The sequence below is a fragment of the Streptomyces sp. NPDC006872 genome, assembly GCF_040635845.1.
Classification (GTDB): Bacteria; Actinomycetota; Actinomycetes; order Streptomycetales; family Streptomycetaceae; genus Streptomyces.
Genome location: NZ_JBEYIL010000020.1, coordinates 122,642 through 136,971, shown reverse-complemented (window position 1 = coordinate 136,971; position 14,330 = coordinate 122,642). Strand labels below are relative to the sequence as shown.

The following is a 14,330-nucleotide window of genomic DNA, read 5'->3' as shown; positions in this document are numbered from 1 at the left end:
GCTCAGTCGATACAGAACTCGTTGCCCTGACAGCTCCCTGCCGGCGGGCACAGGCTACGGTCGGCGTCAGGACATATAGGCGAGGAGCCCGATCTCCGGTGCCAGCGCCCCGGGCTGTGCCAGGGACCGGAAGTCGGCTTCGACCGCCGCCAGGTCGAGGGCGCCGGCCCGTACAGCGCGGTACCGGACGATCGACCAGACGAAGACGTCGAGGTTGTCGTACTGGGTGTCGGCTTCGATGACCTGCTCTTCGTGAAACCAGACCGCGATCCGACCGCTGGTGAGGACGACGTAGTAGTTGCCCCCGCCGTCGGCGCCGAGGGACCACACATCGTCGCTGGAGAGCTTCGTCGCATAGTCGGAGTCCAGGATGTCGCAGTCGTTGGCTGCGAAGTCGAAGCCGTAGGACCAGTCATCGATATCCGTGAAGTCCGCCATGGTTCCCGATCGGACCTTGCGGTCGAAAGCGGCCAGCACGGTCGCGGCGTCCTGCGGGAGCTTCGCGAGGAACGGTTCGACGGGGCGTATCGACGCCGAGATCTCGACCCGCGGCTCGTCGGGGAACCAGCGCGCCAGATCGGTGTCCAGCTCACGATCCACGTACCCGGTCAATTGATCAACAGTGAGTGACATGCGGTGAGACTAGCCGGGGGGGGAAGGCGACCGAAGACTCCCCTCGGCTGTGTAAAGGGCCTGGTGAGGCTGTCGTGTCGGGACAGGGTGTCAGTGGCGGCTGGTTGGATACGGGCATGCGCGGTTGACCGGTCTGTCGTTCGAAGCAAGGAGAATCCGATGTCCGAGCATGAGATCGAGGACCTGATCGCGGACTCGGTCATCGTCCTGGACGGCCACACCGAGCCGCACGACCCGCGCGTCCGCGACTGGTTCGCGACCCTGTACGACTTCCAGAGCGGCTACGACTGCTCGTTCACGCACTTCCGCGTGATGGACGTCCTGCTGCGCCGCGGCTACACATACCGGTTCCCGGTCGACCGTCACCCCGACCACGCCGCAAGGTCCTCGTACTTCGACGCGCTGACAGAGTTCACCGGGCTGCGCACGTTCGACGAGGAGTCCCCCGACTTCGACGGCTACGAGTCCTGGCTCGAAGACGGCTACGTCGACCCCCCGTTCCTCTACTGCGACGCCGACACCGAGCTGTGGCGGCGCATGGCCGCCGCCGGTGAACTCCACGGTCCCGACGCCGCCCCACCCCGCCGGACCCCGCTGATCGAAGTGGTCCGCGAGGTCGCTGTCGCCGCGGAGCAGGAACAGGACCGCGAACTCATCGGCATGTGGTACGCGTTCGGCTGCGACACTCTCCTCCGCGGCCCCGCAGGCTGCCCCTTCGACGTCACCGAACTCGCCGAAACGCCGGCCGTGCAGGATCTGCGCGCCGTGGTCCGCCGCACCGATGCCCTGCCCATCGCGCAACGGTCGCCCTACGCCGTCCCTGTGGAGTTCGCCGATCACCACGATCTCGAAGCCTGGTGGTGGCAGCTGTAGACCGGGCCGCTCAGTTCACCCCGCCGACCACGGCCTTTCCCTCGACGACATCGCAGCCGCGCCCGGACGCTCCGGCGAGCGCCGGGCAGACCTTCGTCCAGCCGCAGCGCCGAGCGGTCCACCGCTGTGGGCTGGGTGTGGGGCGTTCTCATCGTGGGCTGCGGCGTCGGTGCCTACGGGCTCACCGGCAGTGTCCGGCCGATCGCCGTCGCGGTCGGCGTGGTCCTGGCCGTGCTGGTGGCGGGTTTCGTCCCTGCGCGGTTCGGACGCAGCTGTCCGGGGCCGCGGCGAAGCGCACCGGGGCACGGAAACGGGCCCTGCGGGCCGCCCGCCGGAAGGTGGTGAGAACCGCCGGACCGGCCAGCAGGATGCACACGAGGTTGGTGACGGCTCGGCCGGTGTCCCAGCCCAGCGAGGTGGCGACGTCGAAGGCGATGTAGCGCTGCCACTGCTCGGTGAAGGGCAGGCCGGGCAGATAGGCGATGGAGCTGTTCGGGTCGAGGGAGAACGGCCAGAAGGAGAGGTTGAGGAGGAAGCCGAACAGGTAACCGGAGAGAGAGCCGTAGACGGCCAGCATGAGCACCTCGCGTCGGCCGCTCGCCCGGGGGAGGAACCCGGCGAGCATGCCTACGAACGCGCATCCGAACATCTGGTACGGCATCCAGGGGCCGACTCCGCCGGTGATGAGCGCGGAGGCGAACAGCGAGGTGCAGCCGAGGGTGAAGCCGAACCCGGGGCCGTAGACGCGTCCGGCGAGGACGAGGACGAAGAAGACGGTCTCGATGCCGGCGGTTCCGGCGCCGAGGGGGCGCAGGGCCGCGTTGACGGCCGACAGGACGCCGAGCATGGCCAGTGCCTTGGAGTCGATGCCGCCCTCGGCGATCTCGGACAGTACGACGCACAGGACCAGCAGGAGCAGGACGCCGAAGATCAGCGGGGGTGCGTAGTGGGAGCCGAAGGTGCCCGGGGCGACGACGAACGGCCAGAGGAACGCGACCAGTCCGAGGAAGGCGGCCAGCGTCATCACGATGCCGACGCGAGGGGTGAGCCGGATGGCCACGGCCGCGCGTGAGGTCACGGGGCCGCCCCCTCGCCGCTCGCCGCCGGCAGGGCGTCCACGACCTGTCCGACCGTCAGATACGAGAGCGGGGCGAGGATCTTCGCCGTCTGCGGCGCGAAGACGGGTGAGGAGACGATGACGTCGGTGGTCGGCCCGTCGGCGACGATGTCCCCCTCCGCCATCACGACCACGCGGTCGGCGGCCCGGGCGACGAACTCCACATCGTGTGTGGAGATCACGACCGCCCCGCCCTCGGCCGCGAGGGCGTCGACGATGCCGATCAGGGCGGTCTTCGCCCGGTAGTCGAGACCGCGGGTCGGTTCGTCCAGGAGCACCACCCGCGGTGCGGCCGACAGTTGGACGGCCAGGACGAGGGCGAGCTTCTGCCCTTCCGACAGGTCGCGGGGGTGGGTGGCGTCGTCGATGCCGGGCGCGAGCCGGTCCAGGATCGCGCGAGCGCTGTGCTCCGTACCTGATTCCGTGTCGGCCTGGTCGAGTTCCTGTTTGACGCTTTCCAGATAGAGCAGGTCGGCGGGGGTCTGCGGAACCAGGCCGACGAGGGTGCGGGCTCGGGCGGCGGACACCGTGTGGGGATCGACGCCTGCGACGCCCACCGTCCCGGCGCGGCGTGGGCCGGAACCCTGCAGAGCCCACAGGAGCGAGGACTTGCCGGAGCCGTTGCGGCCCATCAGGGCCGTCACCTCGCCCGCGTGCAGATCGAGGTCGACTTCCCGGACCGCCGGAACCCCCTTGTAGGTGACGGTGACGCCCCGTGCGGTGAGCAGGCGCGGGCGGTCCCCCGGTGGGGACGGGCGGACGGGAGCCGGGGCACGGTCGGCCAATCGCGCTCGCAGGGGCGCGGCGGTGCGGCGGGCATCGCGGATGGACAGCGGGAGAGGAGACCAGCCGGCGGCGCGGCCCAGCTCCACGATCGGCGGGGCGATCGTGGACGTACGGAGGATGTCGGAGGGTGCGCCGATGCGGGCGTGGCCGTCGCCGGGCAGGTGGAGAACGCGGTCGGCGTACTGGACGACGCGTTCGAGACGGTGCTCGGCCATGAGGACGGTGACGCCGAGGTCGTGGACGAGCCGGGTGACGGCGGCGAGGACCTCCTCGGCGGCCGTCGGGTCGAGTGCGGAGGTCGGTTCGTCGAGGACCAGGACCCGGGGGTGGGCCGTGAGGACGGAGCCGATCGCGACGCGCTGCTGCTGGCCGCCGGAGAGTTCGTACAGGGCGCGGTGGCGCAGGTCGGCGAGGCCGAGCAGGTCGAGGGTCTCCTCGACGCGCTTGCGCATGGTGGCCGGTGGCACCGCCAACTGTTCCATGGCGTAGGCGAGTTCGTCCTCCACGGTGTCGGTGACGAAGCCGTCGACCGGGTCCTGGCCGACCACGCCGACGACGTCGGCGAGTTCGCGGGGCGGGTGGTGGGCGGTGTCGCGGCCGTCGACGGTGACCCGGCCGTACAGCGTGCCGCCGGTGAAGTGCGGCACCAGCCCGTTGACCGCGCCGAGGAGCGTGGACTTGCCGACGCCCGTGTGTCCTACGACGAGGCAGAGTTCGCCCTCGTCCACCGTGAAGTCGGCGTCGCGGAGGGCGGGTTCGGGGGCGTCGTCGTACTGGATGGTGACCTGGTCGAAGGTGATCACGGTGCTCCAGGTGGGGGTGCGACAAAGCCTGCCGTGCCGGCGAGGAGGATCGCGGCGGTCGGTACGAGCGGCAGGTCGGGCCAGGTGAGCGGGTAGAAGGTGGGGTTGAGCTGGGCGGGGTCGTAGCCGAGGTTGCTCAGGAGCAGGACGGCGGACAGGACTCCGCTGCCGGCGACTGCCCACTCGGGCAGGCGCCAGGGGTCCGGGCGGTAGGCGGTGCGGGTGACGCGTCGGCCGCCCAGCCGCAGGCCCGCCAGGCACAGCGCCGCGCCCAGTCCCATGGCGGGCAGGCCCAGGAAGGCGGGCGCGGTCGCGTCCAGCAGTCCGTACGCTCCGGCGCACAGGCCGCACATGCCCAGCAGCATCAACGCACCTGTGATCCGGCGGGAGTTGCGGGTGGCGGTGCCCGCGCGGCCGTAGCCCCGGGAGTCCATGGCGGCGGCCAGTCTCAGTGAGCGTTCCAGGGCGTCCTCCAGGACCGGGACCACGATGCCGCGCAGTGCCTTCATGCCCTGTGTCCGTCCGGCGCGCAACTTCCTTGCTCTGGCGACGCGTTGGACGCTCTGAACGAGCTGTGGCGCCACGCTGATCGCGACCGTGACGGCGACGCCGAGTTCGTACAGGGCTCCGGGCAGAACGCGCAGCGCGCGCTTGGGGTTGGCGAGTGTGTTGGCGGCGCCGATACAGCACAGCATGCACGCCAGCCGCAGTCCGTCCGTCGCAGCCGACAGCAGCGCCTCCAGGGAGACCGGGCCGCCGATCTCGATGCCCGCGTACCAGTCGGGGGTGGGGAGGCGCGGGAGGGAGAACAGGAAGTGGTCGCGGGGGGTGATGCCGGTGGCGAAGACGGCGCGGAAGACGACGCGGATCGCCACGACCGTCAGGGCCAGGTACAGGTAGTACTTGAAGCCGCGCGCCCAGGGCGCCTCCGTGCGGCGCGCGGTGACGACGTACCCGAGGACGGCGAGGACGAGGAACAGCAGCAGCGGATTGTCGGTGCGGCTGACGGCGGTGGCCAGAGCCAGGGCCCACACCCACCAGGCCATCGGGTGCAGGATGCGCGGCAGCCGCCGCCCGCCCGGGTCCGGTGCCGGGTCGGACCCGGTGGTGGGCGCCGTCACGGTCGTACGAGCCATCGCGATCACTCGGTACGACGGCGTCGGCGCGCCACGAACACCGCCGCGCCGCCGATCAGCAGGACGAGCGCGGCACCGGTGACCGCGGGCGTGATCGAGCCGGCGTCGTGCCGGGCGTCGGCGGCGGGGGCGGCGTCGACGACGGTGGGACCGGAGTGGGGAGGCGCGACGGCCGACGGGGTGCTCGCGGCGCTGGTCGCCGGGCTCGGTGTCGGCGAAGGTGATGTGCTCGGCTTGGGCTTCGTCGGCTGCGGCTGCGGCTTCGGGGACGTGGTCTTCGGCTGCTCGGGGGCCGGGCCGGTGTCGGCGTCCGGCGGCAGCGCGGGCGCCTTGTCGGTGGAGGCGGGCTCGCCCACCTCTCCCTGCGGGCGGGTGTTGTGGGCGCGCAGCTGGTCGGGGGTGACCCTCGGCCGTCCCTCGGTGCCCTCGATGTCGGTGCCGCCGAAGATCCACAGGTCGACGCTGCCCGGCTCGGGCTTGTAGAGCATGGCGCCGAGCCGGCTGTAGCTCCAGTCCTTCGCGCCCGGATCGGCGTGCCAGTACGACCAGTAGGCGGAGGCGGGAGGCGTGAGGACACAGTCGTCCTCGGCGGTGGTCGGGTACTGCTTGCCGCTCCGGTGACCGCTGTAGCCGATACGGCAGATGAACGCCGGGCCGTCGTGTCCGGTGCCGGTGGTGCGCCAGCCGCCCTGGTTGAGCAGTTCGTAGCCAGTGGTCGGGGTGGTGCCGCAGGAGCGGTAGATCGGGCCGCCCCAGTGACTGAAGTCGACGGCGAGCACCACGCCCGTGGATGTCGTGCAGCGGCCCATGGGCTGCGGGGCGGCCGCGACCGGGGCGGTGGTCGCGGCGAGGGCGGCAGCCGTCACGCCGAGCGCGCCCGCCGTGCGCAGCAGGGGTGCGAGGATCATCGTCTGCTCCCCGCGTCGGCCCGGCGGCGGGTCACGACGACCGTGCGCCATCCCATGAGCACCAGCAGCGCGGCGATTGCGGCGAGGGCTCCGACCTGGGCACCGGTGAAGGCCAGAGCACCGCCGCCACCGCCTCCGTCACCACCGCCACTCGTGTCACCGGGGGTGACGATGTCCGGCGCGCTGCCGCTCGGACTCGGCGTCGGCGTCGGCTGCGGTGAGGTACCGGCGAGGCTCCGCTCCAGCTCGGCGAAGGAGATGCCGGTCGAGCCGCCGACCGCCTGGGTGGACGCCCTCAGGTCGGAGCCGCGCTGTCCCTCCTTGGCCACGTTGAACCCGCCGTCGGAATTCTGCTGCGAGGCCAGGAACTTCCGCGCCTTGCCGATCTCGTCGGCGTATGTGGCGGCGTCCAGCGACAGGCCCTGGACGGCGAGGGCGGCCGAGTTGACGGAGTCGCCCGCCGCGCCCGGGAAACCGCCGTCCGCCAACTGCTTGCCGGCGAGCCACGCAAGGGCCTTGTCCACGGCCTTGTCGGTCTCGTCGCCGCCGGCCAGGTCGAGGGCCATGGCGGCGATGGCGGTGGAGTCGACGTCGGAGTCGTTCGTGGAGGGGATCAGACTCGGCCAGGCCCCGCTGTCCTGCTGGAGGCCCGCCAGATAGGTGAGCGGCTCCGCCGCCTTCTCCCCCGCGCGCAACTGCGCGATGACGGCGAGGGATTGGGAGAACACCGAAGGCGCATAGGTGTAGGCGCCCTTGGCGGCGCAGGAACGGTCGGGGGCCGTGCTCGCCTTCGTGCATACGGCCTTGTCGAGCGCGCCGATGAGGTCATGGCCGGCGAAGTCGCGCGGGTCGCGGCCGACGGACTCGGCGAGCAGCGCGGCCTTGCCGAGGGAGCCGCCCGCGGCGTAGGCGGTGCCGATGCCGGTCCAGTCGTCGACCGTGCGGCCCTCGCCGTCCTTGCCGCCGTGGTCGAGGAAGTCGACGATGCCGCGCAGCTTGGCGTTGTTCAGGCCGGTGGCGGCGAGCGCGTAGGCGCCGTCGATGGTCAGGCCGAAGTCGGCGCGGGCTGTCCCGCGTCCGGCGGTGTAGTACTGGCCCTGCTTGAGGTTGGCGGCGCTGGTGAGGTAGGAGACGCCCTTCTTCAGGTCGGGGCCGTCGTACGGGGTCGGCGTGGGGGCGGGTGTGGTGGGCGGTTCGGTCGGGGCCGTCTTCTTCGTGGTCAGGGTGACCAGGCTGGTGCCGGCGCCCGCGAGGACGGCGGCCGGAGTCGGGTACACGGCCGGATCGGTGGCGCCCTCCTCGAAGCCGAAGCCACCGCCGTCGAGCTGCTGCCGCGAAAGCCAGCCCACGGCCGCGTCCGCGCGGCTCGTGTCGCCGAGGGCGCGCAACGCCTGGGCGGCATGGGCGGTCGCGTACACGCTGCCGGTGGTGGAGCCTGTGTAGCCGGGGAAGGCGCCGTCCTCGCGCTGGGACTTCGTCAGGTAGGTGCGGGCCTTCGTCAGGGCGTCTTCGTGTCCGCCCGCCTTGTGCAGTACCAGGGCGACCAGCCCGGTGGTCGCGGGGTCGCCGTCGCAGTACTCGCCGGGGCGGATGAGGATGCCGGTGATCCCGCCGTCGTTGCACTGGAGTCGGGTGAGGCGGTCCACGGCGGCGGTCGGTGGCGTCATCCCGGCGCGCAGCAGTGCCAGTACGGACAGCGCCTGACCGTCGGTGTACGTGGCGCCCCGGAAGTCGCCCTCGGCGGTGCATCCGGGGGTCGGCTCACCGGATTCGGGGCCCGCCGCGCACACGTTCTTCGTCAGGTCTCCGACGAGGTCGTGGCCGCCGAAAGCGTGCGGATCCTGCTCGGTGATCTCCGCGAGCAGGGCCAGACGGGCCGCGGCTGTCGCGTCGGGGGCCTGGTCGGCGCCGTTCGGGTAGGCGTGGTCACCGGTATGGGCAGCGAGGAAGGCGACGACCTTGTCGAGGACGGCGCTCTTGCCTTCGGCGGCGGCGAGGGCGTACGCGGTCTCGGTGGTCAGCAGGTAGTCGGGGGTGTCGGCGCCGTCGTCGACGATGCGTTCGCCGTCGGTGAGGCGGCCCTTGAGCCAGGTGGCGGCGGCGGTCAGGTCGACCTGGCCGGGCGCGCCGGTGGGCGTGCCGCCCGGGTCGGGGGTGCCGGTGCCGCCGGCGCGGACGTCGTCCGGGCCGAAGGTGGGCTTGCCCGTGCTGCCGCCGACGTCCGTGCCGCCGTAGACCCAGGCGTCGACGTCGCCGTCCTTCAGCTTGCGGTCCATGGCGCCGTACTGGCTGTAGGTCCACTCGTCCTGGCCTGGCGAGGCGATCCAGTACGACCAGTAGGCCGTGGCGGGCGGGGTCAGGACGCAGGACTCGTTGTCCGCGGTCGGGTACTGCGTGCCCGAAGTGCCCTTGCCGATACGGCAGATGAAGCCGGGGCCGTCGTGCTGCGTGCCGGTGGTCGTGAAGCCGCCCTCGTGGAGCAGCTCGTAGCCGGTGGCGGGGGTGGTGTCGCAGCCGCGTTCCACCGTGCCGCCGAACGGCCCGAAGTCCACGGCGACGATCGCGCCCTCGGTCGCGGTGCAGTCACCGACCGGGTCGGCCGCCGCCGGGGCGGTCGTGGTGAGGAACGTCACGCAGGCGGCCATCAGCACCAGGAGCGCTGCGGCAAGTGCCGTCCAGGGAGCGGGTCTTGTGCCCGTCCACCTGTCTCTTCGCTCTTCGGTCCTCACCGCGGCCCCTCCTCCGTCCCCTGTCCGGCGCGGGACGGAAACGTGGCTGAGGGCCCTCGCGGCGCAGGGGGATTTCCCCGCGTACGAGAGCTGGTCGCACCACGCCGTAGTCCGCGACGGCGTCTGTTGCTGTTGAACGCTCGCTGTTGAACGCTCCAGGCATTCCGGCTCGCCCGGCGGTACCGGGCCTACGGTTGCGGGTCAGCGCCGGATTTCGACCGGCTTCCCCTGGAACTCCTTGCGTATCAGCCGGATTTGAACATGGTTCACAGAGAGCGTCAAGGTGCTCCACAGGTCGCCGCGAGAGTTGTCCGGAGGTCCCCTGGCCACGGGTGTGCCGGTCGGGTACCGTCCCGCACTGCCGAGTGGGGGAACCCGGTGGGAGTCCGGGGCTGACGCGCAGCGGTGTGGGACGGCGGAGGCCGTGCCGAGCCCGAATGCCCAAACGGTGCAGCACCTTCGGAAGCCGATCCACGCGTCCCAGGAGCAGGCCATGTCCCTTCAGATGTCCCGTCGTCGCGCCGTCACGGTCCTCGCCGCACTCGGTGCGTTCGCCCTGACCACACTGCCGGCCGCGGCGACCGCCACCCCGGCCCAGATCGCCACCTCGAAGACGAACGGCGTCACCTACCTCAAGTCCCTCCAGGCGGCGGACGGTTCGTACGCCGGGTCGGGGCTGTCCAACGAGTGGGCGTTCAGCGCCTTCGCCGCCGCCGGCACCGCCGCGGTGGATGTCACGCCCGGTGGCGACACGAGCAAGAACGCCAGAACCGTCTACCGCAACCTCCTCTCCACGAGCGGCTGGCCGTCCGCCTCCCCCGTCGTCACCGACTACGAGCGCGCCGCCCTCAACGCCTACGCCGCCGGCATCGACCCGGCCCGCGTCTCCGCCTCCCGCAACCTGATCGCCGACGTCTACGGCTACTGGCAGACGGCCGAGACCGGCTACTTCGGCCCGTCGGCCAATTTCAACGCCACGGTGTTCGCCGCGCTCGCGCTGAACGGCGCGAGGACGACGGCGGGCCAGGTCCGCGTCCCGCAGGCCCTGCGCGACGCGATCATCACCCGGCTGCGCGCCAACCAGCACAACGACGGCGGCTGGAACTACAGCAAGGCCGAGGGCAACGCGACCCAGCTGGCGGCGGCGAGCGACATCGACATGACCGGGGCCGCGATGGCGGCGTTGTGCGTCTCGGGCGTACCGAACACGGACACCGACCTCGTGCAGGCCAAAGCGTTCCTCAAGAGCAAGCTGGTCGCGAGCAGCGGGGCCTTCAACGCCCTGTTCGGCGTCAACACCGACTCCAACGGCTGGGCCGTCTCCGGCCTCAACGCCTGCGGTGTCAACCCGCAGACCGGCGACTTCCTCACCTCCCAGGGCAAGACCCCGGTCGACTTCCTGATCGCACAGCAGTTCAACCCGGGCGGCGGCTTCAAGTACCTGCCCAGCGACACCAGCCCGTCGGCGTACGCCTCCATCGACGGACTGCGCGCGGTCGCGGGCGGCGGCTTCACCTCCGCGCCACCCGTCCCGGTCACCGCGGGTGCGCCGCAGTGGGTGGGCGAGTCCTCCCTCACCTCCGGTACGGCGACGAGGCTGGCCCTGACGGTGGACGACGGAACCGGCGCCCTCAAGGTGTGCTCGGTCGCCCTGACTCCGACCGGCGCGACCACCACGCTGGGCGCCGTCCTCGACGCGGCCGTGAGCGCGGCCACCCCGTCGGGCTGTGTGACCGCCGTGACCCCGTCGTCCGGCACGGGCGCCGTCACCTCCCTCAACGGCACCGCGAACAGCGGCGCGAACACCTGGAAGGTCAGCATCGACGGCTCGGCCTTCACCACCGCCGCGCGGGAGACGACCGTGGGGGTCGGCGACACGATCGCGGTGCGCTGGGGCGCCTGACGGCGGCGACGGAGTCGTAGGGTCGCGGCATGCGCATCGTCTCCCTGCTGCCCGCCGCGACCGACATCGTCGCCGAACTCGGACTGTCCGCGCAGCTCGTCGGCCGCACCCACGAATGCGACTGGCCGCCGCGGGAGGTGGCCTCCGTCCCCGTCGTGACCGGCGCGGACCTCGACCAGGACGGACTGACCAGTCGGGAGATCTCCGAGGCCGTCGGCGGATCGGCGCACTCCGGATCATCGCTCTACACCCTGGACACCGAGGCACTCGCGGCCCTGCGCCCCGACGTCGTCCTCACCCAGGACCTGTGCGACGTGTGCGCCGTCTCCTACGACAGGGTCAGCCGGACCGTACGACTCCTCGACGCCGACACCCGCGTCCTGAGCCTGGAACCGCGCACGCTGGACGACGTACTGGACTGCCTCGTCACCGTCGGAGCGCTCCTCGGTGTGCGCGAACGCGCCGAGCAGCGCCGGGCCGAGCTGACTGCCCGCCTGGAGCGGGTCCGCGCGGCGGTCGCGGGGCAAGCCCGTCCCCGTCCCCGGGTGGTGGCGATCGAGTGGCTGGACCCGCTGTGGCCCGCCGGGCACTGGGTGCCCGAGCAGATCACGGCGGCCGGAGGCGAACCGCTCCTCGCCGCGCCCGGCGCGCACACCAAGCCGATGACCTGGGAGGCGGTACGCGCCGCCCGCCCGGACGTCCTCCTCGTCCTGCCCTGCGGCTTCCCGCCCGAACGGACCCTCCAGGAGGCGGAGTTGCTGACCGGGCTGCCCGGGTGGGAGGAACTGCCGGCCGTTCGCGCCGGCCGGGTCTGGATCCTGGACGGCCCGTCCTACTTCAACCGTCCCGGACCGAGGGTGGTGCGCGGGGCCGAGGTGCTGGCGCATGTCCTGCACGGTGTACCGGCCGGGGAGCCGGTGACGGCGGCCGAGGCGCGTCCACTCCCCCACCGTCCCGACGGACAGGCCGGACCGGCCGGACCGGCCGGACCGGTCAGAATGCAGTCCAGGTGAACGCCACGTTGTCCCCGGCGTTCAGCTTGAACTGGCAGCCGCCGACCGGCGTGGACGTACCGTTGACCGAGATGTTCCAGTAGGCGACCCCGCCACCGCCGACGTCCTTGATCGTGTCGACCGAGTAGTCGTCGAAGGACGCGTACCAGGTGCCGTCCCAGGTGAAGTGCCGCTTACGGGCCGCGTCGTCGAGTGCGGCCGTCGGGGTGGGGACGGCGGTGGGGTTGGCGCCCCCGTTGGTCCCGTCGCATCTGTGGGTGCCGCCCGTGGTGGTGGTCACCTCATGCCCCTTCGTCCTGATCTTCCCCTTGAAGAGCAGGCCGTCCGGTCCCTGCACGGTCAAGGTCACCTTGACCGGGGCGTTCGTGTCCGAGGTGTCGTGCGCGTGGGCGACGGCGGGAGCGGAGGAGAGGGCGAGACCGAGGGCGGCCACGGTGATCAGGCCACGTCGTGCGGGTATGCGCTGCAAGGCTGAGCCTTCCTGGTAAGGGCGGCCCACGGCCCGGCACCGAGGAAGCGGACCGGCCACCGGAGCGAGACCCGGACCAGAGCTCTCGGCTTCGCGCTGCAGACCATGACAGTGGGAAGCGGTACACGCGGCACGCTCCGGGTACCCCGACTCGCGGCCCACCGGGGCCGCACACGGTTGCAGGTCAGCGCCGGACTCCCACCGGCTTCCCCCAGTCGCGCGCCTATGCAGTTGTCGGTTCGTCCGTCGCGCCAGCACGCCGACCACGGTCGGCCTCCGGGTGCGAAGTCCTCGAATCCTAGGAGCAGTTGAGGCGGGTCGCCAGAGGGCGCGCCCTTGTCGGAAGAACTCCGTATGGGATTCGCGCCGGCCGTCGCTTTCAAGCATCTGAGCCGTGGCCGCTTGGGGCGCGCGTTGTTTCCGCGCGCCCCGAGCGGGGGCTCTACCGGAAGGCCGGCAGGTTGCGCGCGACCCACTCGTCGAAGTGATTGGCCGGTCGGCCGAGGACGTTCTGAACATCGGGACTGATGGCCTGCTCGGCCGGCAGTGGGACGCCGAGGACGTCCAGGGTGCCGCCGATGACCTCTTCGGGCATGAACTGCGCCATGTGGACGCGGGCCTCCTCGCGGGACAACTCCACGAAGGTCACCTCCTCGCCCAGGGCCCGGGAGATCGCCGCAGTCTGCCGGCGCGGGCTGATGACCTCGGGCCCGGTCAGTTCGTACGTACGGCCCACGTGCCCTTCTGCGCGCAATGCCTCTGCGGCGACCGCAGCGATGTCGGCCGGGTCGATGACCGGCAGGGCAACGTCGCCGAACGGAGCGAAGACCGTGCGTTTCGTGCGCACCGACTCGGCCCAGGCGAAGGCGTTGGAGGCGAAGCCGCCAGGGCGCAGGATCGCGAAGTCCGCTCCGGACGCGCGCACGGCGGACTCGAACTCGCGCAGCCGGGTGTGGGAGAGCGCCTCGGGGCGGGTGGAGTTGATCTGGGAGGAGAGCAGGACGATCCGCTTGACCCCGGCATCCAGGGCCACCTCGAGAAGGCTATGGGGGCTTTCGCCGTGGCCGTTGAGCTCGCCGCCCAGCAGGAGAAATAAGGCGTCGGCGCCGTCGAGGACGGGCCGCATGCTCGCGCTGTTCCCGATGTCGGCCTGGGCGCGCCTGGCCCCGGCCGGGAGCCCGTCGGACTCAGGCCGCCGCGAGACGGCCACGACGTCCTCGCCCGCCTCGGCCAGCAGGGGCACCAAGGTCCGTCCGATGTTGCCGGTTGCGCCTGTCACCACGATCATTGCGACTCCATAAATAAGTTAGTCGGCTGACTTAGTTGGACCGTAGCACGGGAACACCGGGGCCCGTCTATAGTTAGTTGGGTGACTGACTCAGTGAAGCCCAGGGCGCGGGCGGCCGACAAACGCCGACGACTCACGACCGAGGCGGCCCGGGTCCTGCACGAACAGGGCGTCGAGCGCACCACCCTCGCCGACATCGCGCGCGCGGCCGATGTTCCCGTCGGGAACGTCTACTACTACTTCAAGACCAAGGACGAGCTGGTGCTGGCCGCCCTCTCCGAGCACAGCGCACACCTCGACGAGCTCACCGGCCTCCTGGACCAGCTGCCCGACCCGCGCGACCGTCTCAAGGCCCTGATCAAGGGCTGGGTCGACCAGCGCGAGGTCGCCGCCCGCTACGGCTGCCCCACCGGCACCCTTGCCGTCGAACTCGACAAACGCGCCGACGGAACCCTCGACGCGGAGGCCGGCACGGTGATCCGGCACCTGCTGGAGTGGACCGCAGACCAGTTCCGCGCCCTGGGCCTGCCCGACCCGGACGACCTCGCCGTCACGCTCGTCTCCGGCTATCAGGGCATGTCGCTCCTGGCCAACGCCTTGCGCGACCCGGACCTCATGACCCGCCAGGGCACCCGTCTCCTGCACTGGCTCGACTCACTGCAGCCCGCCTGA

General features: G+C 71.5%; 12 protein-coding genes and 3 riboswitches. Of the genes, 4 read left to right on the top strand and 8 right to left on the bottom strand.

The window, feature by feature from the left end; genetic code table 11:
- Window positions 1-66: 66 nt before the first annotated feature.
- Window positions 67-633 carry a hypothetical protein gene (locus tag ABZ725_RS42260; protein WP_358807675.1) on the bottom strand — a complete coding sequence of 189 codons (567 nt, stop codon included), beginning with the start codon at window positions 631-633 and terminating at the stop codon, window positions 67-69.
- Window positions 634-792: 159 nt separating this feature from the next.
- Between ABZ725_RS42260 and ABZ725_RS42255 the strand changes: the two genes are divergently transcribed.
- Window positions 793-1,506 carry a hypothetical protein gene (locus ABZ725_RS42255; protein WP_358807674.1) on the top strand — a complete coding sequence of 238 codons (714 nt, stop codon included), beginning with the start codon at window positions 793-795 and terminating at the stop codon, window positions 1,504-1,506.
- A gap of 181 nt (window positions 1,507-1,687) precedes the next feature.
- Here ABZ725_RS42255 and ABZ725_RS42250 read toward each other — a convergent pair whose 3' ends face one another.
- Genes ABZ725_RS42250 through ABZ725_RS42230 form a run of 5 tightly spaced genes read right to left on the bottom strand, consistent with a single transcriptional unit; the run spans window position 1,688 to window position 8,901 of the window.
- Entirely contained in the window at window positions 1,688-2,530 is an 843-nt protein-coding gene (locus tag ABZ725_RS42250; protein ID WP_358807748.1) for an ECF transporter S component, read from the bottom strand.
- Window positions 2,531-2,580: 50 nt separating this feature from the next.
- Complete coding sequence (locus ABZ725_RS42245; RefSeq protein WP_358807673.1) at window positions 2,581-4,212, bottom strand: ATP-binding cassette domain-containing protein; 1,632 nt, start codon at window positions 4,210-4,212, stop codon at window positions 2,581-2,583.
- On the bottom strand, window positions 4,209-5,348 hold the full coding sequence (locus tag ABZ725_RS42240; protein WP_358807672.1) for an energy-coupling factor transporter transmembrane component T: 1,140 nt from the start codon (window positions 5,346-5,348) through the stop codon (window positions 4,209-4,211). Before ABZ725_RS42240 ends, ABZ725_RS42245 begins: the two co-directional genes overlap by 4 nt.
- 5 nt (window positions 5,349-5,353) lie before the next feature.
- A complete protein-coding gene (locus ABZ725_RS42235) occupies window positions 5,354-6,256 on the bottom strand; it encodes a hypothetical protein (protein ID WP_358807671.1) in 903 nt (300 codons plus the stop codon).
- Window positions 6,253-8,901, bottom strand: a complete 2,649-nt coding sequence (locus tag ABZ725_RS42230) for a prenyltransferase/squalene oxidase repeat-containing protein (RefSeq protein WP_358807670.1) — start codon at window positions 8,899-8,901, stop codon at window positions 6,253-6,255. Before ABZ725_RS42230 ends, ABZ725_RS42235 begins: the two co-directional genes overlap by 4 nt.
- A 242-nt stretch (window positions 8,902-9,143) precedes the next feature.
- Window positions 9,144-9,213: riboswitch (cobalamin riboswitch) on the bottom strand.
- A 140-nt stretch (window positions 9,214-9,353) separates the two neighbouring features.
- Window positions 9,354-9,428: riboswitch (cobalamin riboswitch) on the top strand.
- Window positions 9,429-9,478: 50 nt separating this feature from the next.
- Here ABZ725_RS42230 and ABZ725_RS42225 point away from each other — a divergent pair.
- Together ABZ725_RS42225 and ABZ725_RS42220 are read left to right on the top strand one after the other, a co-directional pair.
- Window positions 9,479-10,888 carry a hypothetical protein gene (locus tag ABZ725_RS42225; RefSeq protein ID WP_358807669.1) on the top strand — a complete coding sequence of 470 codons (1,410 nt, stop codon included), beginning with the start codon at window positions 9,479-9,481 and terminating at the stop codon, window positions 10,886-10,888.
- Window positions 10,889-10,917: 29 nt separating this feature from the next.
- Window positions 10,918-11,901 carry a cobalamin-binding protein gene (locus tag ABZ725_RS42220; protein WP_358807668.1) on the top strand — a complete coding sequence of 328 codons (984 nt, stop codon included), beginning with the start codon at window positions 10,918-10,920 and terminating at the stop codon, window positions 11,899-11,901.
- On the opposite strand, the gene ABZ725_RS42215 is transcribed toward ABZ725_RS42220, so the two are convergent.
- Entirely contained in the window at window positions 11,882-12,370 is a 489-nt protein-coding gene (locus ABZ725_RS42215) for a DUF4430 domain-containing protein (protein ID WP_358807667.1), read from the bottom strand. The genes ABZ725_RS42220 and ABZ725_RS42215 overlap by 20 nt on opposite strands.
- A 139-nt stretch (window positions 12,371-12,509) precedes the next feature.
- Window positions 12,510-12,582: riboswitch (cobalamin riboswitch) on the bottom strand.
- Between the two features lie 230 nt (window positions 12,583-12,812).
- On the bottom strand, window positions 12,813-13,658 hold the full coding sequence (locus ABZ725_RS42210) for an NAD(P)H-binding protein (RefSeq protein WP_358807666.1): 846 nt from the start codon (window positions 13,656-13,658) through the stop codon (window positions 12,813-12,815).
- 81 nt (window positions 13,659-13,739) lie between these two features.
- Between ABZ725_RS42210 and ABZ725_RS42205 the strand changes: the two genes are divergently transcribed.
- Window positions 13,740-14,330 (top strand): TetR/AcrR family transcriptional regulator, encoded by a 591-nt coding sequence (locus ABZ725_RS42205; RefSeq protein ID WP_358807665.1) that lies wholly within the window; start codon window positions 13,740-13,742, stop codon window positions 14,328-14,330.